Consider the following 26999-nt stretch of genomic DNA (forward strand, 5'->3'; position numbering starts at 1 on the left):
GGCCGCCGGCCGTCCCTACCGTCTTCCTCTTCCGGCCGGGACGAGGGGGCGGAAGCCGGCGAGAGCGGCTGCCAGGTCGCCCGCGACCGGATCGTCCGCGGGAAGGGGATGCTCCCTGCCCAGCGCCTCCGCCGCGTCCAGCACGGCGGAGGCGAGTTCCCCGGCCGTCGTCCAGGCGACGACCCCCTTCTCCCCGGCGACCGACACCCCGCCCTTCGACCGTCGCACGGTCAGACCGAATGAGCTGTCGGCGGCGGCGAAACGGAACGCGCGGGTGCCGTCGCGGAGGAACGCGGCCAGGCCGTCGAGCAGCAGCACGGCCGACAGATGGATCATCATGCTCTGGTCGGGGACCCGGCCGGCCGATTCCACCGTGCCGAGATCCCCGGTGACGGTCATGTCGCCCAGGTCGAAACCGCTCGCGCCACCCTGGCCCGGCCGCACCGTGAAACGCGCGGAGACCATGAACCGCCCTCCAACGGACGTGCCGGCCAAGCCGGTTCGTCACCGGCCCGGCCCGTCGCCCGCCCGGGCCGCGCGTTCCGGCTTCCTCAAGTCCCGTCGCCCGATCAGAGCTTCGAGATCTCTTCCACCAGGTCGTCGAGCCCCAGCGGCCCCTGCGACAGCGCCGCCATGTGCCAGGCCTTCGCGTCGAACGCGTCGCCGTGCGCGGCCCGCGCGTTGGCGCGGCCGAGCAGCCAGGCGCGCTCGCCGAGCTTGTAGCCGATCGCCTGCCCCGGCATCGACAGATAGCGGGTCATCTCGCTCTCCACGAACGCCGGCGGCCGGCTGCTGTGCCGCTGGAAGAACTCCTGGGCCAGCTCCGGAGTCCACCGCTCGCCCGGCCGGAACGGGGAGTCCGCCGGGATCTCCAGGCCCAGGTGCATGCCGATGTCCACGATCACCCGGCACGCCCGCATCATCTGCGCGTCCAGGTAGCCGAGCCGCCGCTCCGGGTCCTTCAGGAAGCCCAGCTCGTCCATCAGCCGCTCCGCGTACAGCGCCCAGCCCTCGGTGTTGGCGCTGATCTTCCCGACCGTCGCCTGGTACCGGGACAGCCGGTCGGCCACGTGCGCCCACTGCGCGAGCTGGAGGTGATGGCCCGGGACGCCCTCGTGGTACCAGGTGGACACCAGGTCGTACACCGGGAAGCGGGACTGCCCGTCCACCGGCAGCCAGGTGCGGCCGGGGCGGGAGAAGTCCTCGGAGGGGCCGGTGTAGTACGGGGCCGCCGCGCCGCCCGGCGGGGCGATCCGCGACTCCACCCGCCGTACCCGCTCGGCCAGTTCGAAGTGGGTGCCGTCGAGCGCCTCGATCGCCTCGTCCATCAGGCGCTGCAGCCACTCCCGCACCTCGGCCACGCCCTCGATATGCGCGCCGTGCTCGTCGAGGTGGGCCAGCGCCTGCCACGGGTCGGCCCCGGGCAGGATCCGCTCGGCCTCGTGCCGCATCTCGCCGAGCAGCCGGTGGTACTCGGACCAGCCGTACGCGTACGCCAGATCGAGGTCCAGGTCGGTGCCGTTGAAGAAGCGCGACCAGCGCCGGTAGCGCTCCCGGCCGACGGTGTCGGGCGCGTCGGCCACGGCCGGGGCGTACACGTCCCGCATCCAGTCGCGCAGGGCGACGACCGCCCGGTCGGCGGCCGCCCCCGCCGCGGCCAGCTCCCGGCGCAGCTCCTCGGGTACGGCCTCGCCCGCGCCGCCACCGCTCGCGCCACCCTCGTCCGGGGCGCCGGCCTCGCTCGCGAAGGCCGTGAACCAGCCCCGGCCGGCCCCCTCTCCCTGGGGGCCCGCCTCGCCCGCCCACTCGGTGAGCTGCTCGACAAAGGTCCCCGTGGCCCGCGGCCCGCCCCGCATGCCCCGTTCCAGACCGAGCGCCAGCGACTCCCGATAGCCGTCGAGTGCCGCCGGAACCGCGCGCAGCCGGGCGGCGACGGCCGCCCAGTCCGCCGCGGTCGCCGTCGGCATCACGGTGAAGGAGATCCGCACACTGTGCGCGGGGGAGCGCAGATTGCTCACCGTGCACAGGTTCTCGTCCGCGTCGTGGACGAGGAGCTGGGCCGTCAGCCGCTCCCGCAGCAGCCGGGCGCAGCGCCGTTCCGCCTCCTCCTCGGCGCCGGGGTGCCGCTCGGCCTCGTCGAGCCGCTCCAGGGTGCGCCGGGCGAGCGTGGCCAGGGCCTCCTGGCCGGCGGGGGAGAAGTCGGGCAGCCGACCCGCGCTCTCCCGGACTCCCAGATAGGTTCCGGTGATCGGGTCGAGTTCGATGAGCGCGTCGACGTAGTCGTCGGCGACCTGGCGGGGGAGCACGATGCGGGAAGTCTCTGGCATGAACTCATCCTGGCCCGTTCGTCGTTGCCGCGTCACCCTCGGACGATCTCCCGCGAAGCGAGTCGGCTGACAAATGAGCACCGGGGACGGGCGGCAGCAGCGGACCGCACTCCCACTGCTGGAAGATCAGCCGGGTCTCCACCCGGGCCACCTCGCGCCGTGACGTGAACTCGTCGAGCACCAGTCGTTGCAGGTCGGCGGGGTCCGCCACGGCCACATGGATCAAATAGTCGTCCGGACCGGTGAGATGGAACAGCGCCCGGGACTCCGGCAGGGCCCTGATCCGTTCCACGAACGGACCGATCAACTCGCGCCGGTGCGGGCGTACCTGGACGAGGAGCAGTGCCTCCAGGCCCCGGCCGAGTTTGGCCGGATTCAGTTGTAGCCGGTGCCCGAGAACCACTCCGGTGCGGCGCAGCCGGGTCACTCGGTCCAGACAGGTGGAGGCGGCGACTCCGACCTCGGCGGCGAGCGCCCGATAGGTGGTCCGGGCGTCGTTCTGCAGGAGGCGAAGAATGTGCAGATCGACCGTGTCCAGTACGACAGAATCGGCCATCGGCCGAACGTAGCACGGGATTTGGCCACTACCGGCCGGTTTTCGTTCACAGTTCCGCGCATGGACACCTCCATGGACGCCTTCGCCTCCTCTCCGTCGGCCGCCGCCCCCATCCGGGCCCTGGCCACCGAAGCCGTGCACGCCGGCCGCGACGACCTCGCGGAACTGGGGCTGCACGCACCACCGCTCGATCTGTCCACCACCTACCCGTCGCACGACGCCCGGGAGGAGGCCGCCCGTATCGACGCGTTCGCCACCTGCGGCGCCCTGCCGGAGGGTTCGCCGGTCTACGCCCGGCTCGGCAACCCGACGACGGACCGTTTCGAGACCGCCCTCGCCCGTCTGGAGGGTGCGGAGTCCTCGGTCGCGTTCGCCAGCGGCATGGCCGCGCTCAGCGCCGTCCTGCTCAGCCGGGCGAGCCTCGGTCTGCGGCATGTCGTCGCCGTCCGCCCGCTCTACGGATGCAGCGATCACCTGCTGAATTCCGGGCTGCTCGGCACCGAGGTCACCTGGACCGATCCGGCCGGCGTCGCCGGTGCCATCCGGCCCGACACCGGTCTGGTGATGGTCGAGACGCCCGCCAATCCGACCCTCGCCGAGGTCGACATCCGGGCCCTCGCCGACTCCTGCGGCTCGGTGCCGCTGCTCGTCGACAACACCTTCGCGACCCCGGTCCTCCAGCGGCCGATCGAGCTGGGCGCCCGGATGGTGCTGCACAGCGCCACCAAGTACCTGGGCGGGCACGGCGACGTCATGGGCGGGGTCGTCGCCTGCGACGAGGAACTGGCCGGGCCGCTGCGCCAGGTGCGGTTCGCCACCGGCGGGGTGCTCCACCCGCTCGCCGGATATCTGCTGCTGCGGGGTCTGTCGACGCTTCCGGTACGGGTGCGGGCGGCCTCGGCGACGGCGGCCGAACTGGTCCGCCGACTCGCCGCCGATCCGAGGATCGCGCGGGTGCACTACCCGAGCATCGGTGGCGCGATGATCGCCTTCGAGACGTACGGCGACCCGCACGAGGTGATCGCCGGGGTCCGGCTCGTCACCCCGGCGGTCAGTCTCGGCAGCGTCGACACCCTGATCCAGCACCCGGCCTCGATCAGCCACCGCATCGTGGACGCCGGCGACCGGCACGAGCACGGGATCGGCGACCGGCTGCTGCGGATGTCGGTCGGTCTGGAGGACGTCGAGGACCTGTGGAGCGATCTGTCCCAGGCCCTGGGCGCGATGCCCGGCGAGGCGGCGGAGGGGGCGGGCTCCCCGTACCGGGCGGAGACCGTGGGCGTCTGATTCCGTACCCCCTTCCGTACCCCCTTCCGTGCCCCTTCCGTGCCCCTTCCGTACTCCTTCCGTGCCTCGCGTTCTCGCGGCGCCGGGTCAGCGGCCCTTGGCCCCTTGGCCCGGTGCCGTCCGCGCCGTCCCCGCCGTTCCCGCCGGCTCCACGGCGGGGACACCGCCGGGGGTGGCGGCGGGGGTGGCGGGCGTCGGCTGTGGGGCCAGCCGGGCGGTGATGACGAGCGTGCCTTCCTCGACCTGGTAGTCGAGCGGCAGCCGCAGCGCCCGCATGGCTGCCACCATGCCGGTGTTGGACGCCTGGGTCACCGCGTACACGCTCGCGGAGCCCGCCTCGCCCGCCATCGCCACCAGCCGGCGCAGGAGTTCGGCGCCGATGCCGCGCCGCTGCCAGTCGTCCTCGACGAGCAGGGCGATCTCGGTCTCGTCGCCGTCCCAGAGCAGATGGCCGAGGGCGACGATCCGCCCGGAGGCCGTCTGCGCCGCGAGCGTACGGCCGAAGCGCGGGCTGAGCAGATGGTCCAGATAGCGGTCGGCGTCGGCGACCGGGCCGTGGTAGCGGGCCCGCAGGCTGCGGGCCGAGCAGCGGTCGTGCAGGGCGCGGGCGGCCGGGAGGTCGCGCCGGTCGGCGCGGCGGATCGTGATCCGCTCGCCCTTGGTCAGGGTGAGCACCGCCCGGTGGGGCGGGACGCGCGGGCCGAGCCGGGCGTCGAGTTCGACCAGTGCCCGGGCGCGGGCGAACTCGGTGGGAGTGAATGGCAGATAGGGACGTTCGACGATCAGGGTGCCCCCGTCGGGATCGCGCAGCCGCATCGTGGTCTTCGCCAGAACTCCCTCCACGGGGGCCCGTTCGCCGGACGGCCGCCCGCCCAGCGAGGTGGGAGGCACCGAACGCAGGGTGCACCGGCCGAGCAACTGGCGCAGGGCCAGCGGGAGTTCGGCGGAGTCGAGAGCGGTACGGGTGGCGAGTCCGAGCACCCGGGTCGGCGCGTCCACCAGATCGTGGGCGTCGGCCCGCTCGGTCCAGGTGCCGGTGCCGCCGGCCGCGCCGACCGCCCGGTCGAGGGTCTGCGCGGGAAGGTCCGCGGGCGCCCGCAGGAGGAACTCGTCGACCGTGCCGTCGGCGAGCGGGTGGGTCTGCAGGGCCACGATGTCGACCTCGTGCCGGGCGAGCACCGTGCACAGGGCGGCCAGACTGCCCGGGGTGTCACGGACGGTGGTGCGCAGGCGCCACAGTGCCGTGCCCGCCGGGCTCGCTCCCGCCGGGTCCGTGCCCGCCGGGTCCGTGCCCGCCGGGTCCGTTCCGGCAGGGTCCCCCACGGGGGTGGGGACGCTGCCGGACCCGGCGGCCGGCGGCAGCGGGGATCGCTCCCCGCTGCCGCCGGGATCACCGGTGGGCGGCGCGTGACTGTGCCGGCGGGCCCACCAGGTGTGGAAGGCGGCCGTGGCGATCAGTGCGATCGCCGAGAAGACCAGCAGATACGGGCCGTCCGGCCCCTTGGCGACGGTCTTGGCGAGGGAGTCGGCCACCACCACCGCCGTGAACATCGCGGCCAGCTCGATCATGTCGTGCCGCCAGTGCGGGACGCGGCGGGCACTTCGGGGACGGGCGCTTCGGGGGCGGGTGCCTCGGGCAGGATGCGAGTCGGTCATGACCTCACTGTGACCCAGCGGTGTTGCGTCGCCGCGAACACTTTGTGTCCGATGGGTTAAGTGCCGATCTGTCCCTTTACCGGCAGATTTCGGCCACTTCTGACCGCACCCGATCGGCGCCGCTCCCGAGCGCGGCCCGCAGCCGCCGCGCCTGCGTCACCAGCTGCGAGGAACCCGGCCGGTCCGCCGCCCGTGCGAGCCCCGCGATCTCCCCGGGCCGCCCGCCGCACCGCTCCGCGCACTCCGCGGCCACCGCGACCACATCCCCGGCCCCGCGCACCGCCCGCTCCGCGCCGAACAGCCCCGGCAGCAGCTCCACGAGTACGGCGAGGACCGTGGCGTACGCCCCCGTCGCGGCGGCCGTACGGGCCGCGTCGGCCAGCCGGTTCGGCTTCACCGTTCCGTCGGCCACCAGCTCCGCGAGCCGCGTGCCCAGCAGCGCCGGGTCCAGCTCCCCGCGCGACGCCAGGACCAGCAGCGCGTCCACCGCCGTCAGCCGGTCCTCCGTGTGCCGGCAGCCGAGGCCGAGCGCGACCGCCAGATGCGTGGCCGGACCCACCGGACCGTCCGCCTCCGCCAGCGCCGTCAGCACCGACGCCGCCCCGCGCTCCTCCCGCTCGGCCCCGCCCGCCACCGACGGCAGCAGCCAGGACGCCAGCGTCTCCCGGTCGTCCGGCAGCACCCCCGGCCACAGCGGACGCAGCCCGGACCAGTGGTACGGGTGACAGCCGCGCGTGATGTCCGTCGGGGAGGCACCCAGCCAGGCGAACACCTCCGGGAACTCCTCCCGTATCACCCGCCGCTCCCGGACCGTCGTCACCAGCCGGTCCGCGAGCCACCACCCGCCGCCCGACGCGGTCCCGCTCCGGGGCAGCAGCCGCAGCCCGGGCGTCAGCGACTCGTCCGACGTCAGCCAGTCCGAGAGCCGAGCGCCCGCCCGGGTGCCGAGCGCCGCCGCCTCACCGGCGGCCTCCGCCGCCGACGGATCGGCCTTCCGTATCCGCAGCAGCGCCTGCGCCAGGTCCACCGGCAGCGGCTCGACGCCGGCGTCCCGGTAGGCGCGCAGCCGCTCGACCAGCGCCATCGGCTCGATCGCCCCCGTGTGCAGGGTGGGCGTGGCCAGCAGGAACGGCACCGGCGCGGCCGAGATCACCTGCCATGCCGCCTCCCATATCCGGGTGTCGATCGTCCGGGTCAGCGCCTGGTGCGCACAGGACGGCGTACCTCCGGGCCGCCGGCGGGCGATGTCGAGCTTCCCGGGCCGCACCGTGCCGAGCAGCGCGGCGAGTACGGTGTGGACGCCGTGCGATCCATCGCCCACATGGTCGGCGGACTCCAGTCGGTACGACCCCGCGAACGCCTCCCGGACCGCCGTGGCCAGCGTCTCCCGGTCGCGGTACGCATGGCGGACGACCCCGTCCAGCGCCCGCTCGAACTCCTCCAGCGACTCGTACGGATGCCGCTCCAGGGCCACCAGGTCCGCCACCAGCTCGGCGACCGTCTCCGCGGCGGGCGCCACCGGAGCCGGCTCCGGCACCGGGGGCAGCACCTCCTGGTACGGGACGGCCGCCACCTGAGCGCTCACCCCGAACAGCTCCGCCGCGGCCGCCCGGTGCACCGGGCTCAGCAGCTCGACCGCGCCCGCCAGCTCCGCCCGCGCCCCGGCGTCCACGTCCGCCAGATGACGGCCCACCAGGGCGAGCGCCCGCTCCTGGATCACGGTGTCCTCGTTCCCGAACGCGTCCGTGATCACCGGCAGCAGCTCGGCGGCCGCCCCGGGGTCCTTCCGCAGCACCTTGCCCAGCAGCGTCAGCTGCGCCCGGACCAGCTTCTTCTCCGTGCGGAACAGCACCGCGCCGGACATCTCCGCCAGCTCCCGCGTCCCGAGCCCGCCGTCCAGGGCCAGTTCACCCAGCACCTCCTGCGCGTACCCGGCGACCGGCGACGGACCGTCCGCCACCATGCCGAGCCAGTCCGCGATCCGCCCGCGCCGCTCCTTTGCCGTCGTGCCGAGGATCCGGAGCAGCGCCAGCGGAAAGCGCAGGTCGCGCGGCCGGCCACCGCGCAGCAGCCGGGACGCACAGGCGTCGGCCAGCGCCGCCCGGTCCAGGATCCCCTCGTCGGCGAGCGCCTTCAGCGCGCTCGGCCAGGGAGCCTCCCGGGCCGGGCCCATCGGCCAGGCGAGAGCCTCGGGCGTCTCGGTCAGCTCGATCACCCGGGGGACGAGCAGGGGCGTGTGCGGGTCGGCCCGCAGCCGGTCCACCAGATCCGCCTCGGCCCATGTCCACGCCCGCGTCCAGCCCCGCAGGTACCCCTCGGAGACCGGAACCGGGCCGCCCGAGCGGATCACCAGCGCGTGCACCAGGCCGTACTGCTCCTCGGCGGTGGCCGGACGCTCCGCCAGCCGGCGCGCCAGATCCCCGAGCCATGCGGTGTCCCGGCCTTCCAGGACGTCGAGGACGAGGCGGCCGTACGAGTCGCTCCAGCCCGCCAGTTCACGCGAGCCGATCCACCCGGCCGCCGCGGCGGCGCCCGTGTGACACCCGGCCCCGGCCACCCACAGCGCGCGCCGCACCGATTCCTGCACGCGCCAGCGGTCCCAGCCCCAGCCCCGTACCTCCTTGCGCAGCTCCTTCAGCTCCCCGAGGAGCGCCTTGCGCGCCGCCGGGTCCAGCGGCTCCAGCAGCCGAGGAATCTCGGCATGCCGTCCCGCCCGCACCGCGGCGATCAACTCCGCGCCCGCGCCGGTCGCCACGTCCGTCGCCGCGTCCGCCCCCGTGTCCGTCGTACTCGTCGTCGCCATCGCCGTACCGCTCCCCGTCGTCATCGCGTACCCCCCACGCCCGTCCCCGTCCCCGTCCCCGCCATCGCCCCGGCGCGCACCCCGCGCCGGGCCATCCGCACCGCCAGCGCGTGCTTGCACGGCCCGCGCCGGCCCCGGTACTCCGCCCACCACGCGCAGGTGCAGCTCAGCCGGCCGTCCGCCGACTCCCTTATCCGATAGGTCCGTTCACCCGACACCACCGACGCCGGCTCCCCGGCCGGGCCGCCGCCCGGCGTCACCGCGCCCTCGGCCAGCAGCCTCCGCGCGTCGACGAGACGCGGATTGTGCCGCTCGGCGCGATCCGCGTCGTACGGCAGCTCCCGGTGGAAGTACGCGGCGTCCGCCACGTCGTACCCCACCCGCCCCGCCGTGCCGAGGCGGGTCAGCGCCGCCCGCACCCGCGCCGCGCTCAGCCCCGACTGCTCGGCCAGCTCGGCCGTGTCGATCCGAGGCTCCCAGGCCAGCAGCACCGCGACCAGCTCCGCGTCCCCGGCGGCCTCCTCGGTGGCCAGCGCCTCCAGGACACCGCCCTCGCCGGAGAATCCGCGCGCCGGGTCGGGGGAGAGCGTCAGCGTGAGCCGCATCCCCGGCAGGGTGATCTCCCACGCGCTCGGTACGGGCCGTCCGTCCGGCACCGGCCCGTACACCCGCAGGGCCGTCGCGTGCCGCAGCACCCGCTCCAGCGCGACCAGCCGGTCCGGCCCCGCCAGACACACCGCGCCCGCGACCGGCCGGGTCGTCGGCCGCAGCGTCCGCCCCGACGGCACCACCCACAGGGGTCCCCGGGCCCGCGCCCCCGAGCGCGGCAGCGACCGCAGGAACCGCACCGCCTCCGCCCCCGACAGCTCCGCCCGCAGGTCGAAACCGGCCGACGCGACCTGCGCCTCCGCGAAGCCCCGCAGCCAGCGGTCCGGCAGCGGCACCTTCTTCTCCACGACCGGCCCGTCGAGCGTGGTCACCGCCAACTCCTCCGGCCCGACCCGCAGATGCAGCGGATCGTCCCCGGTGAGCCGCGACAGTGCCTCCCGCAGTGGGTTGTTGACGTCCACATTGGTCGTGCCGTGCCCGGTCTCGGCGCCGTCGAGCCCCGCGCTCAGCACGTCGAGGCGCGCGTACACCCCGCCGCAGCCCGAGAAGGACTCGAACCGGAGCCGGTCGCCGTTGCCCGTCACCACCGGGTCCAGCGAACCCGGCCGCATCCGCTGGTGATAGCGGGCCGAGGCCACGTCCGCGACGGCCAGCAGCCCCCGCGCGGCGATCTGCGGGGAGGTCAGAAACCCGGCGAAGAACCGGGGATGGGCCTCGGCGCCACGCGGTGTGAGGCCCCCGGCCGTCTCCAGGCCGAGCAGCCGCCCGGAGCCGGCGGACTCCAGGGCGGACGGGCGTGCGTAGGCGAGCGCCTGTACGGATCGCGTCATGGAAACGACGGTAGGACCCGGCACTGACAATCGACCGTGAACGCCCGCCCGCGCCCCGCCCGCGACCCACTCGAACCCCGCCCGCACCCCGTCCGCACCCCGTCCGGCCCGGGGTGACGGGGCGTCTACTGGCCGACGCGGCCCGGCTGGAGCACCTTCGAGAAGAGCACCAGGCCGCCCTCGGCGCGCAGCCGCACCGTCAGTTCCCCGCTGTCGCCGTCGATGTCGACCTCGCCGAAGTACTGCGGGCTCTCCATCGGCGAGACATTGGCCCGCTGCGGTGCCCGCACGAACACCCGCTCCGGGCCGAACGTCGGGTCCAGCGCGTTCGCGGGGAAGCCGCCCGCCGCCAGCGGCCCGGAGACGAACTCCCAGAACGGCGCGAAGTCCCGGAACGCCGCCCGCTCCGGCGCGTAGTGCTGCGCCGAGGTGTAGTGCACGTCCGCCGTCAGCCACACCGTGCCGGTGATCCGCTGGTGCTTGATGAACCGCAGCAGCTCCGCGATCTGCAGTTCACGGCCGAGCGGCGCGCCCGGGTCGCCCTGCGCGACCGCCTCGAAGTCGGTGGCCCCGTCGGTCACCACGAGCCCCAGCGGCATGTCGGCGGCGATCACCTTCCACACCGCGCGCGACTGCTTCAACTCCCGCTTCAGCCACGTGAGCTGCTCGGCGCCCAGGATGCCCACCGTGTCGTCGGCCTGCCGGCCGGGCGAGTTGGCGTTGCGGTACGAGCGCATGTCGAGCACGAACACATCGAGCAGCGGGCCGTAGCGCACCACCCGGTGCACCCGTCCCTCCACCCGGTTCGCGCCCCCGCGCGCGTGGAGCGTGGACACCGGCGTGTACTCGGCGAACGCGCGCGAGGCGCGGGCCGCGAGGACGTCGATGCTCTTCTCCGTGTAGCGGGCGTCGTCCAGGATCTGGCCCGGGTACCAGTTGTTGCGCACCTCGTGGTCGTCCCACTGGACGATCGAGGGGACCTGGGCGTTGAACGCGCGCACGTTGTGGTCGAGCAGGTTGTAGCGGAAGTTGCCCCGGTACTCGGCCAGGGTCTCGGCGACCTTCGCCTTCTCCGGGGTGGTGATGTTCCGCCAGACCCGCCCGTCGGGCAGCGTGACGCTCGGCTCGATCACCCCGTCGGCGTAGATGGAGTCGCCGCTGCACAGGAAGAAGTCCGGGTCGAGCCGGCGCATCTCCTCGTACGCGCGATAGCCGCCGATGTCCGGGTTGATGCCCCAGCCCTGTCCGGCGATGTCGCCCGACCACAGGAACCGCACCCCGTCCCGGCGCCGGTCCGGGGCGGTGCGGAAGGTGCCGGTGACCGGCTCGCCGGTACGGCGCGGGTCGTCCGGGTCCGCGAGGGTCACCCGGTAGTGGATCTGCTCGCCGGCCGGCAGCCCGCCGAGCGCGGTGGTGCCGGTGAAGTCCGTCCCGGCGCCGAGCAGCGGGCCCTGATGACGGCGCACCCGGCGGAACGACGCGCTCGACGAGGTCTCGACGATCATCCGGGCGGGCCGGTCCGAGCGGACCCACACCAGGCCCGAGTGCGCCGTCACGTCACCGGTCTGCACACCCCAGGCCGCCGACGGCCGCCCGGACAGGGCGAGCGCCGGACTCGCCAGCGCCCCGCCGCCCGTCGCGGCCAGCGTGGCGGCGGACACGGCGAGGGAGCCGCGCAGCACCGTACGGCGGGCGGGCAGCGGACCGGTGGTGCCGTGCGGCAGGCCGGGGAGGGACTGGGACATGCGAACGCCTCCAGGAAGCGGGATACAGGGACCGTCGGCCCCATCCCTAGCGCCCGGGAGCGGCGCGCAGCCCAACCCCGTATGAACAAAAGCCTTGTCCGCGCGGCCCTCCTGACGCCGGTGCGGGGCAGGGCGTCCTGGCATATGACCAAGCCGCCCTGCCCCGACGCCCCGCCGGGGGACCCCCGGAAGCGGCGATTACCGGTGAGTAGAGTCGCGGGCACGACGTCCGGCGCGACGGGATCCGCCCCGCCCGCCGGCGGGAATGGGGGAGCCGACCGAGATGACCACCGATCAGAGCGATGCGGGCGAAGCGGCCGACGGGGCCGGCCCGGCCGAGTACGCCGACCGGCCGAGTCCGGCCGATCCGACGGCGGTGTTCGAGACCCACCGGGCGATGCTCACCGGCGTCGCCTACCGGATGCTCGGCCGCGCCGCCGACGCCGAGGACGTCGTCCAGGAGGCATGGCTGCGCTGGTCCGCCGCCGACCGGGGCGACGTCCGCGAACCCCGCGCCTTCCTCGTACGCGTCACCACCCGCCTCGCCATCGACAGGCTCCGCCAGGCCCAGTCCCGCCGCGAGTCCTACGTCGGCCCCTGGCTGCCCGAACCGGTCGTCACCGACTTCGGGCCCGCCGTCCCCGACACCGCCGAACGGGCCCTCCTCGCCGACTCCGTCTCCCTCGCCCTGCTCGTCGTCCTCGAATCGCTCTCGCCGCTCGAACGCGCCGTCTTCGTGCTGCGCGAGGCGTTCGGCTTCCCCTTCGCGGAGATCGCCGCCGTCCTCGACCGGGGCGAGGCCGCCGTACGCCAACTGGCCGCACGCGCGCGTAAGCACGTCGACGAGGGCCGCCCCCGCTACGACGTCGACCCCGCCGAGCGGCGCGACCTCACCGAACGGTTCCTCGCCGCCGCCACCGGCGGCGACCTCGACGCCCTGCTCGCGATGCTCGCGCCCGACGCCCGGCTGGTCGGCGACAGCGGCGGCAAGTCCAAGGCGCCGCTGCGGATCATCGAGACCGCCCGCAAGATCGGCCGGTTCCTCGTCGGCGCCTCGCAGCGCGCGGACGAGGTCTACGACTACCGCTTCGAGGAGGTCAACGGCGCGCCGGCGCTGATCAGTCTGGTCGGCGGCCGGATCGACGCGGTCTTCCAGATCGAGGTCCAGGACGGCCTCGTCGCCTGTGTCTACATCCTGCGCAACCCGGACAAGCTGCGCGGACTCGTGCGCGCCTGAACACCCCGGCGGCGCGGGGCCCGCCGCGCCGTGCGCCGCCCGCGAACCGGTACGGCGTCCCTCCCGGACCCGCCGCGTCCCTCCCGGGCCGCGCCGGACGCCCGGGAGGGCGTTGTGCTGCGCCGGGGACACGGCCGCGCGAACGTCCCGTGAACGATCAAGATCATCTCGCCCGGTTCGCCCCTCCCTGACGGAGGATTGGTCTTGACCAAGGGTGTGCGGCGCCTTATCGTCGCATCGTTAGTGCAGGAACCTTTAATAAACAAGGCGCGGAAAACACGCCGCGGGACACGGCGAACGTGCGGAGGATCAGGGTGGGGACCACGCAGCTGGAAGCAGCTCCGGAGCCGAAGTACTGGCACCTGCGGAACGTGATCGGCGAAGCCCTCGACACGGAGTTCGCGGTCGGCGAGATCCTGCCGAACGAGCGCGAACTGGCGGCCCGCTTCGGCGTCGCCCGCGCCACCCTCCGGCAGGCCCTGGAACAGCTGGAGCTGGAAGGCCGGCTCCAGCGCCGCCGAGGCGTCGGCACCACGGTCGCCCCGCCGCGCGTCGGCGTCGACGTCTCCACCGCGGCACACGCCTGGCCCGGCGTCGGCGACGACACCTGGCAGCCCGTGGACGGCATCGCGGGCCGGGCCCCGTCCGCCGTCGCCCGCCTCCTGGACATCCGTTCGGCGGAGCCCGTCCACATCGTGCGCCGGCTGCGCCTCAGCGCCGGTCTGCCCGTCGCCGCCGAACTCCTCTACGTTCCCGAGCTGTCCGTGCCGGGCCTCACCGAGACCGGCGCCGCCGGCGGCCCCACGGGCGCCCGCGCCGTCCTGCGCGAACTCCAGCGGCTCAGCCTGGACGGCCAGGACCGCTCCGTCGAGCTGGGCTCCGCCCGCGCCGACGACGCCCGGGAACTGGACCGGCTGCCCGGCTCGCCCGTGCTCGTCGTGACGACCCGCTACCTCTCGGCCGGCCGTACCGCCGCCGTCTCCGTCGCCACCTACCGCGCCGACACCTGCCGGCTCACCTTCGGCGACTCCGGCGACCTGGCCATGGCCTCCTGACGGACTCCCGGCTGCTTTCGGACAGCCTTACGACGGCTTCCGCCGGTCGTCTGGACGCGCCGCGCCGACGCGGCACACAATGAGAACGGCCCTGGGGCACGCGCCCCAGGGCCATTCTCGTGTACGGGCGCGGCCCCTCGGCGGGGCCTTGAGGGCTGTCCGGCGGGCCGGGCCGGTCAGCGGCGGGCCGTCACCGAGCCCTCCACCGCGAACAGCTGTTCCTCCACATGGTCGAGCGCGAGCCGCAGCGCCCCCGTCGCCACCGCCGCCTCGCCCAGCATCGACAGCGCCACCCGAGGCGGCCGCAGACAAAACCGGGCCAGCTCCTCGCGCAGCGGCTGGAGCACCCCGTCCAGGCCCGCCGCCCAGCCGCCGATCACCACCAGCTCCGGATCGAGCGCCAGGACCAGCGCCGCCACATCGTGCACCAGCCGCTGGATGAACCGTTCCACCGCCGCCTCGGCCCGTACGTCACCCTGCCGGGCCAGTGCGAACACCTCGGCGACCGCCTGCTCGTCCAGCGGGTGCAGCGGCTCGTCCGTCGTCGACAGCAGATGCTCGGGGGTGGCGCCCCGGCCGAGCAGGTGCAGCGCCCCGATCTCGCCCGCCGCACCGCCGTACCCCCGGTGCAGCCGCCCGCCGATCAGCGAACCGGCCCCCGGGCTCAGCCCCGCCAGGACGAACACGATGTCGTCGGAGTCCGTCGCGGCACCCTTCCAGTGCTCGGCGACCGCCGCCGCGTTGGCGTCGTTCTCCACGATCACCGGGCAGCGGAACGACCGCCGCAGCCGCTCGCCCAGCGCCAGCCCGGTCCACCCAGGCAGCGCAGTGCCGAGCCGCACCATGCCGTCGGCCTCCACGATGCCCGGGGTGCCGACCCCGACCGCCCGCAGATTCGACCGGGGCACCCCGGTCCGGCGCAGGACGTCGGCCACGACGGCCCGGACCCGGTCGAGCCGCTCGTCCTCCGGGGCGGTGTCGGCGACCTCGCGCGCGCCGGAGCCGACGATCCGCCCGTCCAGACCCGAGATCAGCGCGGCGACCCGGTGCGGACCGATCTCGATCCCCAGCAGGTGTCCGGCCTCCGCCCGGAAGCGGAACCTCCGTGCGGGCCGCCCCTGGCGCCGGGCCCCCGGCTCCTCGGGCGCCGCCTCGACGACCAGACCGCCGTCGATCAGTCCCTCGGTCACGCCCTCGACCGTCGGCCGGGACAGTCCCGTGACCCGGGTCAGATCCGTCAGAGTGAGCGCGCCGGAGCCCCGCAGCGCGTGGAGCACCACCGCGGAGTTGATCCGTCGCAGGAGCGAGGGATCCCCGCCGGTCAGCCGCCCCACCGTCTGTCCTCCCAGCTCGTGCTTCTTTGCCCGGATGGTACTCAATGGCCTTCGAGAAGTCCCCTGTACCCCGGGGCCGGTTCGGTGCCGGTGCCGCTGGCGGACCGCCAACTGTCAGTGGGGCGCGGTTCACTGGGCCCATGCGGACATCGACGGCACAGCATCTCGCGGCGCTCGACGCCCTGACCGCCCGCGTCTTCCCGGACCACTCCGAGTACTGCCGGTCCGCGCTACGGGACAGCGGCCCCGGCCACCACGTCGTGCCGCTCGCCACCAGTGAGGACTTCTGGGAGGACGACGGAACTCGCCGCCTGATCGTCGAGGACCGGTACGAAGCGGAACGGGACGCCCTGGCCGTCCTGCTCGACATCCGCTGGGGCGCACCGCGGATTCTCGGTCTCCGGGACGTCCTCGAGCGCGGCATGTCCGGTGAGGACGTCCCGGAGCCCTGGGCCACGCTGAGCTGCCATGTCCCCGACCTGTACCTGTGGCGGGCGGGGGAGCGGTGGATCGGCCTCGGCGTGGCCCAGTGGGACAAGGAACTGCCGTTCCAGCTCGTTGCCGTCGTCACCACCGTCGACCCGCCCTGACGGATCCGCATTAGTGCAGGTCCGGCACCCCCGCCGCCTCCCGCAGCCGCGCGTACTCCTCGGCCATCGACTCCGCCGTCCAGTGCGCGTTAAGCCCGCTCGGGTTGGGCAGCGCCCAGATCCGGGTCGCGCCGATCGTCCGCTCCTGCGGCCCGATCGCGGCCTTCTTCTCGCCGAAGGCCGTGCGGTACGCCGTCACCCCGACGACCGCGAGCCAGCGCGGGGCCAGCCGCTCCACCTTCGCGGTCAGGATCCGGCCGCCCTCCCGGTACTCCTCGGCGCTCAGCTCGTCGGCCCGCGCGGTCGCCCGCGCCACCACGTTGGTGATGCCCAGGCCGTACGAGAGGAGCTCGCCCTGTTCCGCCGGGGCCAGCCGGCGCGGGGTGAACCCGGACAGGTGCAGCACGGGCCAGAAGCGGTTGCCGGGCCGGGCGAAGTGATGGCCGGTGGCCGCCGTCATCAGGCCCGGGTTGATCCCGCAGAAGAGCACCGAGAGACCGCCCGTGACCACATCGGGGACGAGGCGGTCACGGGCGGCCTGGAGCTCCTCGGGGGAGAAGCGCGTGGTCATGGCCGGAGGGGTCAGAGGATCGCGCCGGGCGTGTAGCCGGCGGCCTCCGGGTGCTGCTTGGCGATCTCCTCGATCCGGGAGACCACGACGGCGACCTGGTCGGCGGCGGCACCCGTGAAGGAGAGCTTGTCCGCCATCAGCTCGTCGAGCTGCGCGCGGTCCAGCGGGATCCGCTCGTCGGCGGCCAGCTTGTCGAGCAGCTCGTTGCGCTCGGCACCCTGCTCGCGCATGGCCAGCGCGCAGGCCACCGCGTTCTCCTTGATGGCCTCGTGCGCGACCTCGCGGCCCACGCCCGCGCGCACCGCGCCCATGAGGACCTTGGTGGTGGCGAGGAACGGCAGGTAGCGGTCGAGCTCGCGGGCGACGACGGCGGGGAAGGCGCCGAACTCGTCGAGGACGGTGAGGAAGGTCTCCAGCAGGCCGTCCAGCGCGAAGAACGCGTCCGGCAGGGCCACCCGGCGCACCACCGAGCAGGAGACGTCGCCCTCGTTCCACTGGTCGCCGGACAGCTCGCCGGTCATCGACGCGTAGCCGCGCAGGATGACCATGAGGCCGTTGACGCGCTCGCAGGAGCGGGTGTTCATCTTGTGCGGCATCGCGGAGGAGCCGACCTGGCCGGGCTTGAAGCCCTCGGTGACCAGCTCGTGGCCCGCCATCAGCCGGATCGTCTTGGCGATCGACGACGGGGCGGCGGCCAGCTGCACCAGGGTGGTGACCACGTCGTAGTCGAGCGAACGCGGGTAGACCTGGCCGACCGAGGTGAAGGCGTGCGCGAAGCCCAGGTGGCCGGCGACCCGGCGCTCCAGGTCGGCCAGCTTGCCCGCGTCGCCGCCGAGCAGGTCCAGCATGTCCTGCGCGGTGCCGACCGGGCCCTTGATCCCGCGCAGCGGGTAGCGGCCGAGCAGCTCCTCCAGGCGCGCGTACGCCACGAGCAGCTCGTCGGCGGTGGTCGCGAAACGCTTGCCGAGGGTGGTGGCCTGGGCGGCGACGTTGTGCGAGCGGCCGGCCATGACCAGCTCCGCGTACTCGGCGGACAGCTTGCCGAGCCGGGCCAGGACGGCGACCGTACGGTCCCGCATCAGCTCCAGGGAGAGCCGGATCTGGAGCTGCTCGACGTTCTCGGTGAGGTCGCGCGAGGTCATGCCCTTGTGCACGTGCTCGTGACCGGCGAGGGCGTTGAACTCCTCGATCCGGGCCTTGACGTCGTGCCGGGTGACCTTCTCGCGCTCGGCGATCGACGCCAGGTCGACCTGGTCGATCACCCGCTCGTAGTCGGCGAGCGCCGCGTCCGGCACCTCGATCCCGAGGTCCTTCTGGGCACGCAGCACGGCGAGCCACAGCCGGCGCTCCAGCTTCACCTTCTGCTCGGGGGACCAGAGGACGGCGAGCTCCGCGGAGGCGTAGCGGCCGGCCAGGACGTTGGGGATACGGGGCTTCGCAGTCACAGCAGTCACATGTCCAGATTCTACTGGTCTTTCATGCAGGTCAGCGCCACGGCCCGGACTGGAGGTTGCTACGAGACGGGCGTCACTCCGTCCATGCCCCGAGGCGGTCAGCCGGCGTCCGGGCCCTCGTACGGCAGCAGCTCGGGGCGCTTGGGCGGCAGGCCGTCGCCGGACGAGCGGCCGGTGAGCCGGCGGCCGATCCAGGGTCCCAGGTGCTCCTTGGCGAAGCGGGCGTCGGCGAGGCGGCGATCCGCCCAGCGCGGGCGCGGGCCCGGGGCGAGCGGGGTGCGCCAGTCCTCCTCGGCCGGCAGGCCCAGGGTCTGCCATACGGCCTCGGCCACCCGCCGGTGCCCCTCGGCCGTCAGATGGAGCCGGTCCACGTCCCACATCCGCGGGTCGCCGAGTACGGGCGCACCGTACAGGTCCACCACCAGGGCGCCGTGCCGGGCGGCCAGCTCGTCCACGTACGCGAACAGCTGCTCCATGCGCGGCCGGAAACGCTCCATGACCGGGCCGTTGCGGCCCGGGCTGCGCATCAGGACGAGCTGCCCGCAGGACGGCGCCAGCCGTTCGACGGCCTCGCCGAGCAGCCCGCGCACCCGGCCCATGTCGCAGTTCGGGCGCAGGGCGTCGTTGAGCCCGCCGACCAGGGTCACCACATCGGCCTTCATGGCCGCGGCCGGGGCCACCTGCTCGTCGACGATCTGGCCGATCAGCTTGCCGCGTACGGCGAGATTGGCGTAGCGGAAGCCGGGGGCGCGGGTGGCGAGCCGGCCCGCGAGGACATCGGCCCAGCCCCGGTAGGAACCGTCGGGCCGCAGGTCCGACATGCCCTCGGTGAAGCTGTCGCCCACGGCGACAAGGCTGGTGTACGTGGCATTCATCTCCATGGCCCAGCGATCGTACCGCGCGGTATGCGCCGCCCGGCGGGGGAGTCGGGCGGAGCGGCAAAGGGGAACGGAACGGAGCGGGGGAGGGGCCCCGGGGATCGCGTCCCCGGGGCCCCTCCCTGCCGCGCGGCACTGGGTCACTGGGTCACTGGGTCACTGGGCCGCGGGGCGGCCCACCAGCTCGCGCAGCACGTCCTCCATCGTCACCAGGCCGGTGAGCGCGCCGTGCTCGTCGATGACCGCCGCGAGATGGGTGCGGCTGCGCCGCATCGCCGTCAGTACGTCGTCCATCGGGGTCGACGCCCGCACCCGGGCGATCGGCCGCATCGCCGTCACCGGGAACGGCAGATCGCGCGGGGTGGCGTCCAGGGCGTCCTTCACATGGAGGTAGCCGAGGATCCGGCGGGTGTCGTCGAGCACCGGGAAGCGCGAGAACCCGGACCGCGCCGACAGCGCCTCCAGCTCCTCCGGAGTGGTGCCCACGCGCGCGTAGACGACCCGTTCCGCCGGCATCACGACATCGCCCACCGGGCGGCGGCCCAGTTCGAGGGCGTCGTGCAGCCGCTCGGTGGCCCGGTCGTCGAGGAGACCGGCGTCACCGGCGTCGGTGACCATCCGGGCCAGCTCGTCGTCCGAGAACGTGGCCGCGACCTCGTCCTTCGCCTCGACCCGCAGCAGCTTCAGGATGCCGTTGGCGAAGGCGTTGACCGTGAAGATCACCGGGCGCAGCGTCCGTGCCAGGGTCACCAGCGGCGGCCCGAGGAGCAGGGCGAGCCGGACCGGCTCGGCCAGCGCGATGTTCTTCGGCACCATCTCGCCGAGCAGCATGTGCAGATACGTGGCGACGGTCAGCGCGATCACGAACGAGATCGGGTGCACCAGGCCGTGCGGTACGCCGACCGCGTCGAACACCGGCTCCAGGAGGTGTGCGATGGCCGGTTCGGCCACGATGCCGAGCACCAGGGTGCACAGCGTGATGCCGAGCTGGGCGGCCGCGAGCATCGCCGAGACGTGCTCCAGACCCCACACGACCTTGCGGGCCCGCCGGTCGCCGGAGTCCGCGAGCGGCTCGATCTGGCTGCGGCGTACGGAGATCAGGGCGAACTCGCCGCCGACGAAGAAGGCGTTGGCGACCAGCGTCAGCAGGCCGATCAGCAACTGGATCACGATCATCGGCCGGCCTCCTCGTCCTGGTCGGTGCTGCCCGCCGTCGGGGCGTGCAGCAGTACGCGCGCCGCGCGCCGCCCGGAGGCGTCCACGACGTCGAGCCGCCAGCCGGCCAGCTCCACCCGGTCACCGGTGACCGGGATCCGGCCGAGCGCGGTGGCGAGCACGCCCGCCAGGGTCTCGTACGGCCCCTCCGGGAGCCGGAGGCCGATGGTCTCCAGCTGGTCGGTGCGGGCCGCGCCGTCCGCCGACCACAGCGTGCGGCCGTCGGTGTCCTCGCCCGCCGGGGCGAGGTCGGGGGTCTCGTGCGGGTCGTGCTCGTCGCGCACCTCGCCGACGACCTCCTCGACGATGTCCTCCAGGGTCGCGACACCGGCCGTGCCGCCGTACTCGTCGATGACCACGGCCATCGTCTGCTTGCCCGAGAGCCGGTCGAGCAGCCGGTCCACGGTCAGGCTCTCCGGGACGAGCAGCGGCTGGCGCAGCAGATCGCCGATCGGACGGCGCGGCCGCTCCTCGGCCGGTATGGCCAGCACGTCCTTGATGTGGGCGATGCCGACGACCGTGTCGAGGTTGCCCCGGTAGACGGGGAAACGGCTCAGACCGGTCGCGCGGGTCGCGTTGGCGACGTCCTCGGCGGTGGCCCGCATCTCCAGGGCCGTGACCTGGACGCGCGGGGTCATCACGTTCTCCGCCGTCAGTCCGGCCAGGTTGAGCGTACGGACGAACAGCTCGGCGGTGTCCGCCTCGAGCGCGCCCGCCTTGGCGGAGTGACGGGCCAGCGCGACCAGCTCCTGCGGGGAGCGGGCGGAGGCCAGCTCCTCGGTGGGCTCCAGACCGAGCCGGCGCAGCACCCGGTTGGCGGTGTTGTTGAGATGGCTGATCAGCGGCCGGAACGCGGCGGTGAAGATCCGCTGCGGGGTCGCCACCACCTTGGCCACGGCGAGCGGGGAGGAGATCGCCCAGTTCTTGGGGACCAGCTCGCCGACGACCATCAGGACGAGGGTCGACAGCGCGGTGCCGAGGATCAGGGCCACCGTGGAGGCGACCGCGGGGGACAGCCCGACGGCCTCGACGGGGCCGCGGATCAGCTTCGAGATCGACGGCTCGGAGAGCATGCCGACGACCAGATTGGTCACGGTGATCCCGAGCTGCGCACCGGAGAGCTGGAAGGTGAGCGAGCGGACCGCCTTCAGGGCACTGGCCGCGCCGCGCTCGCCGCGCTCGGCGGCGGCCTCCAGCTCGCCGCGCTGGACGGTGGTGAGGGAGAACTCGGCCGCGACGAAGCCACCGCACGCGAGTGCCAGCAGCAGGGCGACCAGTAGCAGTGCTACCTCGGTCATCGGATCACCTCCGTCCCTCGACGCATCCCATGATCAGTCAGGGAGGGGCGGACCGCGCGATGTCGGTTGCGGGAACGGCTACTGGGAGGCTCGCCCATGGGCGGACGCTCACACCTTTCGGTAGATGATCGACGGAGTCCTCCCATGGTAAAGGAGCGGCAAAGGGTTCAGTCGATGGGCGTGGCCCGCGGCTTCCCCCGGCGCCGCCGGTGGTCCTCGTGGTGGTAGCCGGTCGCGGCCCACGCCTGGTGGGCCGGTTCGTTCGCCTCCAGGACCATGGCGTCGGCGCGGCGGCCGCCCAGGGCGGCGAAGCGCGCCTCCGCCGCCTCCAGCGGAGCGGTGGCGACGCCCTGCCGGCGGTGGCCGGGGTGGACGGCCGGCCGGTAGGCGGAGCACCGCCGGCCGTCGAAGCCTGCGATGACCGTTCCGGCGAGGAGGCCGTCCCGCTCGGCGAGGAGCGGGGCCTCGGGGGCGCGGGTGATCAGTCGGGCCACCCCGTCGTGGTCGTCGCCGATGCTGGTGACCTCGGCGGCCTCGCGCCGGAACCGCAGCACGGTGTCGATGTCACAGAGGGTGGCGGGGCGGGTGTCGAGATCGTTCCGGGCACGAGCCGAGCAGGCCGGCGGGGCTCCGGGCGAGCCGGATCCACTGGGTGGAACGGTGCGGCCCGCGCTCGGCCCGGCGGAGACGGCCCGCCTCCTGCTCGACGGGGTCGGCCGGGCCCGTCGAGTCAGGAGGCGGGCTGCCGGGCTGAGCCGTCGGCCCGCCGCCGGGCCGTTCCCGTCTCTCCCGGGCGTCCGTGCCCGGTCGCGAAGGTCAGGTGGTGGCTCCGGGCGCGGGTTCCCGCTCGCGCAGCTCCGCGATCACCGGGCCGAACGCCTCCATCGAGCCGTCCAGCACCGTGAAGTAGGAGAAGCCGAGCCGTTCCCGCAGGGCGAGGAGCCGGTCGGCGATCTCGCGGACCGTTCCCACCGCCAGGATCGGCAGGTCCAGGATCTGTTCCTCGGTGAGATACGGCACGGCGGGCCGGAACTCCGCCACCGCCGCCGCGCGGTCCTCGGTCACCTCGACCCGCTGGAGCAGCAGATTGCGTTCCGCCGGCACCGTGCGCCCGGCCTCCTTCTCGAAGCCCGCGTACGCCTCCACGCGCGCCGCCAGCTCCTCGGCGGTCAGGACGGTCGCCGTGTTCCCCTCGAACCGGCCGCCGGAGAAGGCCGCCACGCGGGCGTGCCGGGCGGCGAGCCCCAGGACCCGGTCCCCGTTGCCGCCGATGAGCAGCGGCACATCGGCCGTCGGCTCCTTCGCCAACTCCTCCACCACGGCGGCCAGATGGTCCACCCGGGGGCCCGGCAACAGGAAGGGGAGGCCCGCTTGCTCGTGCTCCGCCGCCACATAGCCCGTGCCCAGGCCGAGTTCAAGCCGGCCGCCGGTCAGGGCGGCGGTCGTCGCCACCTCGCGGGCCAGCAACACCGGGTTGTAGAAACCCGCGTTGAGGACGAAGGTGCCCAGCCGAGGCCGGGTGGTCACCCCGGCCGCGGCCACCAGGGACGGGAAGGGGGCCGGCATGCCCAGATGGTCGGCGACCAGGATCAGGTCGTACCCGAGTTCCTCGGCGCGGCGGCAGCGGGTCCGCCACTCGTCCCCGCTGCCGGGGGCCAGCATGTTGACGGCGAATCGGAACGGCAACACCACGGTGGTACCTCCTCGTTGACGACGTCGGTCTCGTGAACCTACCCCGTCACGAAGCAGAACTCGTTGCCCTCGGGGTCCACCATGACCTGGAAGGTGCCCTGTTCGTCCGTCACGGGCGCACCGGACCTGCGCGCGCCCAGCGGAAGCACCTCCTCGGCCGCCGCCACCGGATCGGCCACCTCCACGTCCAGATGGACGCGGTTCTTCGCCGCCTTGCCCTCCGGCACCCGCTGGAAGGCAAGGCGGACGAAGCCGGGCGGGTCGACGTACGACCAGTCCGGACTCCGGTCCACCGGGGTGCCGCCGAGCAGCGCCGCCCAGAACCGTACGAGGACGGCCGGACCGGCGCAGTCGAAGACGATCTCCTGAACTCGTGCACGCATGGACGTCAGCCTACGGACGGCGGGACAGGACCGCCGCAGGTTCGGCGCGGGACTCCGCGCGCGGGGCGGGAGCCGGGGCCGGGAGCGGGACCGGGGGTGCGTACGAGGCCGCGAAGGAAGCCGTGAAGGCCGCCGCGTCCCACGAGCCGCCAAGGGCGGGTGCCAGCCACGACGGGGCCGCCGCCCGGAACGCTCCGGGTGTCAGCGCGCCCGCGCCCTGCGGCACCGCGCCCAGCAGCGGCGCGCCCGCCGCCCTCGGCAGGTCCGCCAGATTGCACCGCGCGGCCAGGTCCGGGCCGGCCGGCCAGCTGCCCACCACCACACCCGTCTGCTCGATTCCGCGCGCCCGCAGCGCCTCGGCCGTCAGGGCCGTCGAGTTGAGGGTGCCGAGCCCGGCGGGAGCGACCACGAGGACCGGTGCCCCGAGCAGCCGGGCCGCGTCGGCGAGGGTGCCGCCCTCGTCGTCGAACCGCACGAGCAGCCCGCCCGCGCCCTCCACCAGGACCAGGTCGTGCGACGCGGCCAGCTTCCGTGCCGCCTTGGCCACCTCGTCGGGGGAGACCGGGGCCATACCGGCCCGGCGGGCCGCCGTGTCCGGCGCCAACGGCTCGGGGAACCGCGCGAGTTCGGCTCCGGTGGTCGCGCCCGAAAGCCGTACGGCCTCGTCCGCGTCCCCCGCCTCCCCGAACCCGAGCCCGGTCTGCGCGGGCTTCAGCACGGCGACACTCCGCCCGGCGGCGGTGGCGGTCGCGGCGAGGGCGGCCGTGACGACGGTCTTGCCGATCTCGGTCCCGGTGCCGCTGACGACGATCACGGTCATCTGAACTGTCCTTCTCTCGTACGGAAAATCCCCGCGCGCGCTCCCGCGCCCCGGGCGGGCCGACGCACCGGCGGCGCCGGCCCCGGTCGCTCAGCCCGCGCGGGCCGCCGCCCGGACCCCCGCGCAGATCCGCGCCACGTCCTCGTCCCCCGTCACGAACGGCGGCATCGTGTAGATCAGATCGCGGAACGGCCGGAGCCACACGCCCTCCCGCACCGCCGCCCGCGTCGCCGCCGGCACGTCGACCTCGTGGTCGAGCTGCACCACGCCGATCGCCCCGAGGACCCGCACATCGCGGACGCCGGGTAGCGCCGACACCTCGGCAAGGCCCGCGCGCAGCCCCGCCTCGATCCGCCGGACCTCGCCCTGCCAGTCCTGCCCGAGCAGCAGGTCGAGCGAGGCGAGGGCGATTGCGGAGGCGAGCGGATTGCCCATGAAGGTGGGGCCGTGGGCGAGCACCGGGACCTCGCCGCGCGAGATGCCGTCCGCGACCCGGCTCGTGCACAGGGTCGCCGCCATCGACAGATAGCCGCCGGTCAACGCCTTGCCCACGCACATGACATCCGGTGCGACCCCCGCGTGACCGGCCGCGAACAGCTCGCCCGTACGCCCGAAGCCGGTGGCGATCTCGTCGAACACCAGCAGGACGCCGTGCGCGTCGCACGCCTCCCGCAACTCCCGCAGATACGCGGGCGCGTGGAAACGCATGCCGCCCGCGCCCTGCACCACGGGCTCCACGATCACCGCCGCCAGCTCGTCGGCGTGCCGCGCGATCGCGTCCCGCAGCCGCCGCGCGTACGCCTCCTCGTACACCGCCGGGGGCGCTTCCACGAAGATCTGCTCCGGCAGCGCGCCGGACCACAACTCGTGCATGCCGCCCTCGGGATCGCACACCGACATCGGCTGCCAGGTGTCGCCGTGGTAGCCGCCGCGCCAGGTGAGCAGCCGCCGCTTCGCGGGCCGTCCGGCCGAACGCCAGTACTGCAGGCACATCTTCACCGCGACCTCGACCGCGACCGACCCGGAGTCGCTGAGGAAGACATGCCGCAGCGGCTCCGGGGTGATCTCGACGAGCCGGGCGGCCAGCCGCACGGCCGGCTCGTGGGTGAGCCCGCCGAACATCACATGGCTCATCCGGTCGAGCTGCGCACGCGCCGCCTCGTTGAGGACCGGATGGTTGTAGCCGTGCACCGCCGACCACCACGACGACATGCCGTCGATCAACTCACGCTGTCCCTCGGCGGGTTCGGCGAGCCGCAGCCGCACCCCGGACGCGGACGCCACGACCAGCGGGTCCGTGCGGCCCGGCATGGGGCCGTACGGATGCCAGACGTGCGCCCGGTCCAGGGCGAGGAGTTCGTCGTTACGCATTCGGTGCGAGGTCCGTTCCGGCACCGCGACGGCGCACCGCCACCAGATCGGGCCGGGCGCCCGCGGCCCCGGCAGTGTCCGCCGCCCCGGCCGGCTCCTCGGCCCCGGACGCGGCCTCCGAACCGCATGCCCCGTGCGCCGCGCCCCCGCCGCACGGCCCGCAGCCGCCGGCGGCAGCCGTGTGCCCACCGCACCCGCCCGCCGCCCCGGCCTCATCGGCCCCGGCAGCCGTTTCCGCCGCTTCCGCCGTCCGCACCGCGCGGCTTCCGCACCCCGCGTCCGCCCGGTGCGCCGGCAGCGTGGTCGTGTCGGCGCCCTCCACCTCGAAACCGGCGTCCGCGATCATCTCCAGGTCCGCCCTGCCGGCCTGGCCCTCGCTGGTGAGGTAGTCGCCGAGGAAGATCGAGTTCGCCAGGTGCAGCGCCAGCGGCTGCATCGTGCGCAGATGCACCTCGCGCCCGCCCGCGATCCGCACCTCGGCGTCGGGGCAGACGAACCGCACCATCGCCAGGATCCGCAGACAGCGCTGCGGCGTGAGGTTCCACTCCTTGGCCAGCGGCGTGCCCTCGAACGGGATCAGGAAGTTGACGGGCACCGAGTCCGGGTCGAGCGCGCGCAGCGCGAACACCACGTCGACCAGGTCCTCGTCGCTCTCGCCCATGCCCGCGATCAGGCCGGAGCAGGCCGACAGACCGGCGGCGTGCGCCTTCTCCACCGTGTCCACCCGGTCCGCGTAGGTGTGGGTGGTGGTGATGCCCCCGTACGTCGCCTCGGAGGTGTTGAGGTTGTGGTTGTACGCGTCGGCGCCGGCCGCCTTCAGCCGCTCCGCCTGACCATCCGACAGCAGCCCGAGGCAGGCGCAGACTTCCACGCCGTCGTTCTGCTCCTTGATGGCCTCGATGGTCCGGCCGACCCGTTCCACGTCCCGGTCCGTCGGGCCGCGCCCGCTCGCCACCAGACACACCCGCTTCGCCCCGCCGGCCAGCCCGGCCGCCGCCGCCTCGGACGCCTCCTCGGGCTTCAGCCAGGTGTACTTCAGGATCCCGGCCTCGGAGCCGAGCCGCTGGGAGCAGTACGAGCAGTCCTCGGGACACAGCCCGGACTTCAGGTTGACGAGATAGTTGAGCTTCACCCGCCGCCCGTACCAGTGGCGCCGCACCCGGCCGGCCGCGGCCACCACATCGAGCAGTTCGTCGTCGGAGGTCGCCAGTACGGCGAGCGCCTCGTCACGGGTCGGCGACACGCGCCGAAGCCCCTTGTCCACCAGCGTGTTCAGCAGGTCCATAAG

The 26999-nt window shown here is 74.1% G+C and carries 23 protein-coding genes; 4 read left to right on the forward strand and 19 right to left on the reverse strand.

Going from position 1 to position 26999, the window contains the following annotated elements; translation table 11 throughout:
* Nucleotides 1–15 precede the first annotated feature (15 nt).
* From ABZ990_RS14830 to ABZ990_RS14840, 3 genes are all read right to left on the reverse strand, one after another.
* Nucleotides 16–465: a hypothetical protein gene (locus ABZ990_RS14830; RefSeq protein ID WP_361230759.1), complete on the reverse strand. Its 450-nt coding sequence runs from the start codon at nt 463–465 to the stop codon at nt 16–18.
* Between the two features lie 104 nt (nt 466–569).
* The gene (locus ABZ990_RS14835; protein WP_361230761.1) at nt 570–2327 is read right to left on the reverse strand and encodes a DUF885 domain-containing protein; all 1758 of its coding nucleotides are present in this window, start codon (nt 2325–2327) and stop codon (nt 570–572) included.
* A gap of 4 nt (nt 2328–2331) precedes the next feature.
* On the reverse strand, nt 2332–2883 hold the full coding sequence (locus ABZ990_RS14840; protein WP_361230763.1) for an Lrp/AsnC family transcriptional regulator: 552 nt from the start codon (nt 2881–2883) through the stop codon (nt 2332–2334).
* Nucleotides 2884–2943: 60 nt separating this feature from the next.
* On the opposite strand from ABZ990_RS14840, the gene ABZ990_RS14845 reads away from it, so the two are divergent.
* On the forward strand, nt 2944–4170 hold the full coding sequence (locus tag ABZ990_RS14845) for a PLP-dependent transferase (protein WP_361230765.1): 1227 nt from the start codon (nt 2944–2946) through the stop codon (nt 4168–4170).
* Between the two features lie 87 nt (nt 4171–4257).
* Here the strand turns inward: ABZ990_RS14845 and ABZ990_RS14850 are convergent, their stop codons facing one another.
* From ABZ990_RS14850 to ABZ990_RS14865, 4 genes are all read right to left on the reverse strand, one after another.
* Nucleotides 4258–5826, reverse strand: coding sequence for a GNAT family N-acetyltransferase (locus tag ABZ990_RS14850; protein WP_361230767.1), 1569 nt, complete (start codon nt 5824–5826; stop codon nt 4258–4260).
* A gap of 76 nt (nt 5827–5902) precedes the next feature.
* Nucleotides 5903–8629, reverse strand: a complete 2727-nt coding sequence (locus ABZ990_RS14855) for a DUF6493 family protein (RefSeq protein ID WP_361230769.1) — start codon at nt 8627–8629, stop codon at nt 5903–5905.
* 20 nt (nt 8630–8649) lie between these two features.
* Nucleotides 8650–10068: an SWIM zinc finger family protein gene (locus tag ABZ990_RS14860; protein ID WP_361230771.1), complete on the reverse strand. Its 1419-nt coding sequence runs from the start codon at nt 10066–10068 to the stop codon at nt 8650–8652.
* 125 nt (nt 10069–10193) lie between these two features.
* Nucleotides 10194–11813 (reverse strand): alkaline phosphatase D family protein, encoded by a 1620-nt coding sequence (locus ABZ990_RS14865; protein WP_361230773.1) that lies wholly within the window; start codon nt 11811–11813, stop codon nt 10194–10196.
* A gap of 397 nt (nt 11814–12210) precedes the next feature.
* Between ABZ990_RS14865 and sigJ the strand changes: the two genes are divergently transcribed.
* Together sigJ and ABZ990_RS14875 are read left to right on the forward strand one after the other, a co-directional pair.
* Nucleotides 12211–13050 (forward strand): RNA polymerase sigma factor SigJ, encoded by an 840-nt coding sequence (gene sigJ / locus ABZ990_RS14870; RefSeq protein WP_361230830.1) that lies wholly within the window; start codon nt 12211–12213, stop codon nt 13048–13050.
* A 314-nt stretch (nt 13051–13364) separates the two neighbouring features.
* Entirely contained in the window at nt 13365–14105 is a 741-nt protein-coding gene (locus ABZ990_RS14875) for a GntR family transcriptional regulator (RefSeq protein ID WP_361230775.1), read from the forward strand.
* Between the two features lie 176 nt (nt 14106–14281).
* Here the strand turns inward: ABZ990_RS14875 and ABZ990_RS14880 are convergent, their stop codons facing one another.
* Nucleotides 14282–15439 carry an ROK family transcriptional regulator gene (locus ABZ990_RS14880; protein WP_361230777.1) on the reverse strand — a complete coding sequence of 386 codons (1158 nt, stop codon included), beginning with the start codon at nt 15437–15439 and terminating at the stop codon, nt 14282–14284.
* Between the two features lie 140 nt (nt 15440–15579).
* On the opposite strand from ABZ990_RS14880, the gene ABZ990_RS14885 reads away from it, so the two are divergent.
* Nucleotides 15580–16029 (forward strand): hypothetical protein, encoded by a 450-nt coding sequence (locus ABZ990_RS14885; RefSeq protein ID WP_361230779.1) that lies wholly within the window; start codon nt 15580–15582, stop codon nt 16027–16029.
* Nucleotides 16030–16039: 10 nt separating this feature from the next.
* On the opposite strand, the gene mug is transcribed toward ABZ990_RS14885, so the two are convergent.
* The 11 genes from mug to bioB all read right to left on the reverse strand — a co-directional run bounded on the left by mug (nt 16040) and on the right by bioB (nt 26996).
* Nucleotides 16040–16600, reverse strand: coding sequence for a G/U mismatch-specific DNA glycosylase (gene mug, locus ABZ990_RS14890; RefSeq protein ID WP_361230781.1), 561 nt, complete (start codon nt 16598–16600; stop codon nt 16040–16042).
* Nucleotides 16601–16611: 11 nt separating this feature from the next.
* Complete coding sequence (gene purB / locus ABZ990_RS14895; protein WP_361230783.1) at nt 16612–18054, reverse strand: adenylosuccinate lyase; 1443 nt, start codon at nt 18052–18054, stop codon at nt 16612–16614.
* Nucleotides 18055–18152: 98 nt separating this feature from the next.
* Nucleotides 18153–18935, reverse strand: coding sequence for an SGNH/GDSL hydrolase family protein (locus tag ABZ990_RS14900; protein WP_361230785.1), 783 nt, complete (start codon nt 18933–18935; stop codon nt 18153–18155).
* Nucleotides 18936–19088: 153 nt separating this feature from the next.
* Nucleotides 19089–20108, reverse strand: coding sequence for a hemolysin family protein (locus ABZ990_RS14905; RefSeq protein ID WP_361230787.1), 1020 nt, complete (start codon nt 20106–20108; stop codon nt 19089–19091).
* On the reverse strand, nt 20105–21445 hold the full coding sequence (locus ABZ990_RS14910; RefSeq protein ID WP_361230789.1) for a hemolysin family protein: 1341 nt from the start codon (nt 21443–21445) through the stop codon (nt 20105–20107). The genes ABZ990_RS14905 and ABZ990_RS14910 overlap by 4 nt, the downstream gene beginning before the upstream one ends.
* Nucleotides 21446–21612: 167 nt before the next feature.
* Complete coding sequence (locus ABZ990_RS14915; RefSeq protein WP_361230791.1) at nt 21613–21999, reverse strand: GNAT family N-acetyltransferase; 387 nt, start codon at nt 21997–21999, stop codon at nt 21613–21615.
* 262 nt (nt 22000–22261) lie between these two features.
* Nucleotides 22262–23137 (reverse strand): TIGR03621 family F420-dependent LLM class oxidoreductase, encoded by an 876-nt coding sequence (locus ABZ990_RS14920; RefSeq protein ID WP_361230793.1) that lies wholly within the window; start codon nt 23135–23137, stop codon nt 22262–22264.
* Nucleotides 23138–23175: 38 nt separating this feature from the next.
* Nucleotides 23176–23520: a VOC family protein gene (locus ABZ990_RS14925; protein WP_361230795.1), complete on the reverse strand. Its 345-nt coding sequence runs from the start codon at nt 23518–23520 to the stop codon at nt 23176–23178.
* A 10-nt stretch (nt 23521–23530) separates the two neighbouring features.
* Nucleotides 23531–24340: a dethiobiotin synthase gene (gene bioD, locus ABZ990_RS14930; protein WP_361230796.1), complete on the reverse strand. Its 810-nt coding sequence runs from the start codon at nt 24338–24340 to the stop codon at nt 23531–23533.
* A gap of 90 nt (nt 24341–24430) precedes the next feature.
* A complete protein-coding gene (locus ABZ990_RS14935; protein WP_361230798.1) occupies nt 24431–25711 on the reverse strand; it encodes an adenosylmethionine--8-amino-7-oxononanoate transaminase in 1281 nt (426 codons plus the stop codon).
* Complete coding sequence (gene bioB / locus ABZ990_RS14940) at nt 25704–26996, reverse strand: biotin synthase BioB (RefSeq protein ID WP_361230800.1); 1293 nt, start codon at nt 26994–26996, stop codon at nt 25704–25706. Before bioB ends, ABZ990_RS14935 begins: the two co-directional genes overlap by 8 nt.
* Nucleotides 26997–26999 lie beyond the last annotated feature (3 nt).

The organism is Streptomyces sp. NPDC046203 (genome assembly GCF_040646255.1).
Taxonomy (GTDB): domain Bacteria; phylum Actinomycetota; class Actinomycetes; order Streptomycetales; family Streptomycetaceae; genus Streptomyces.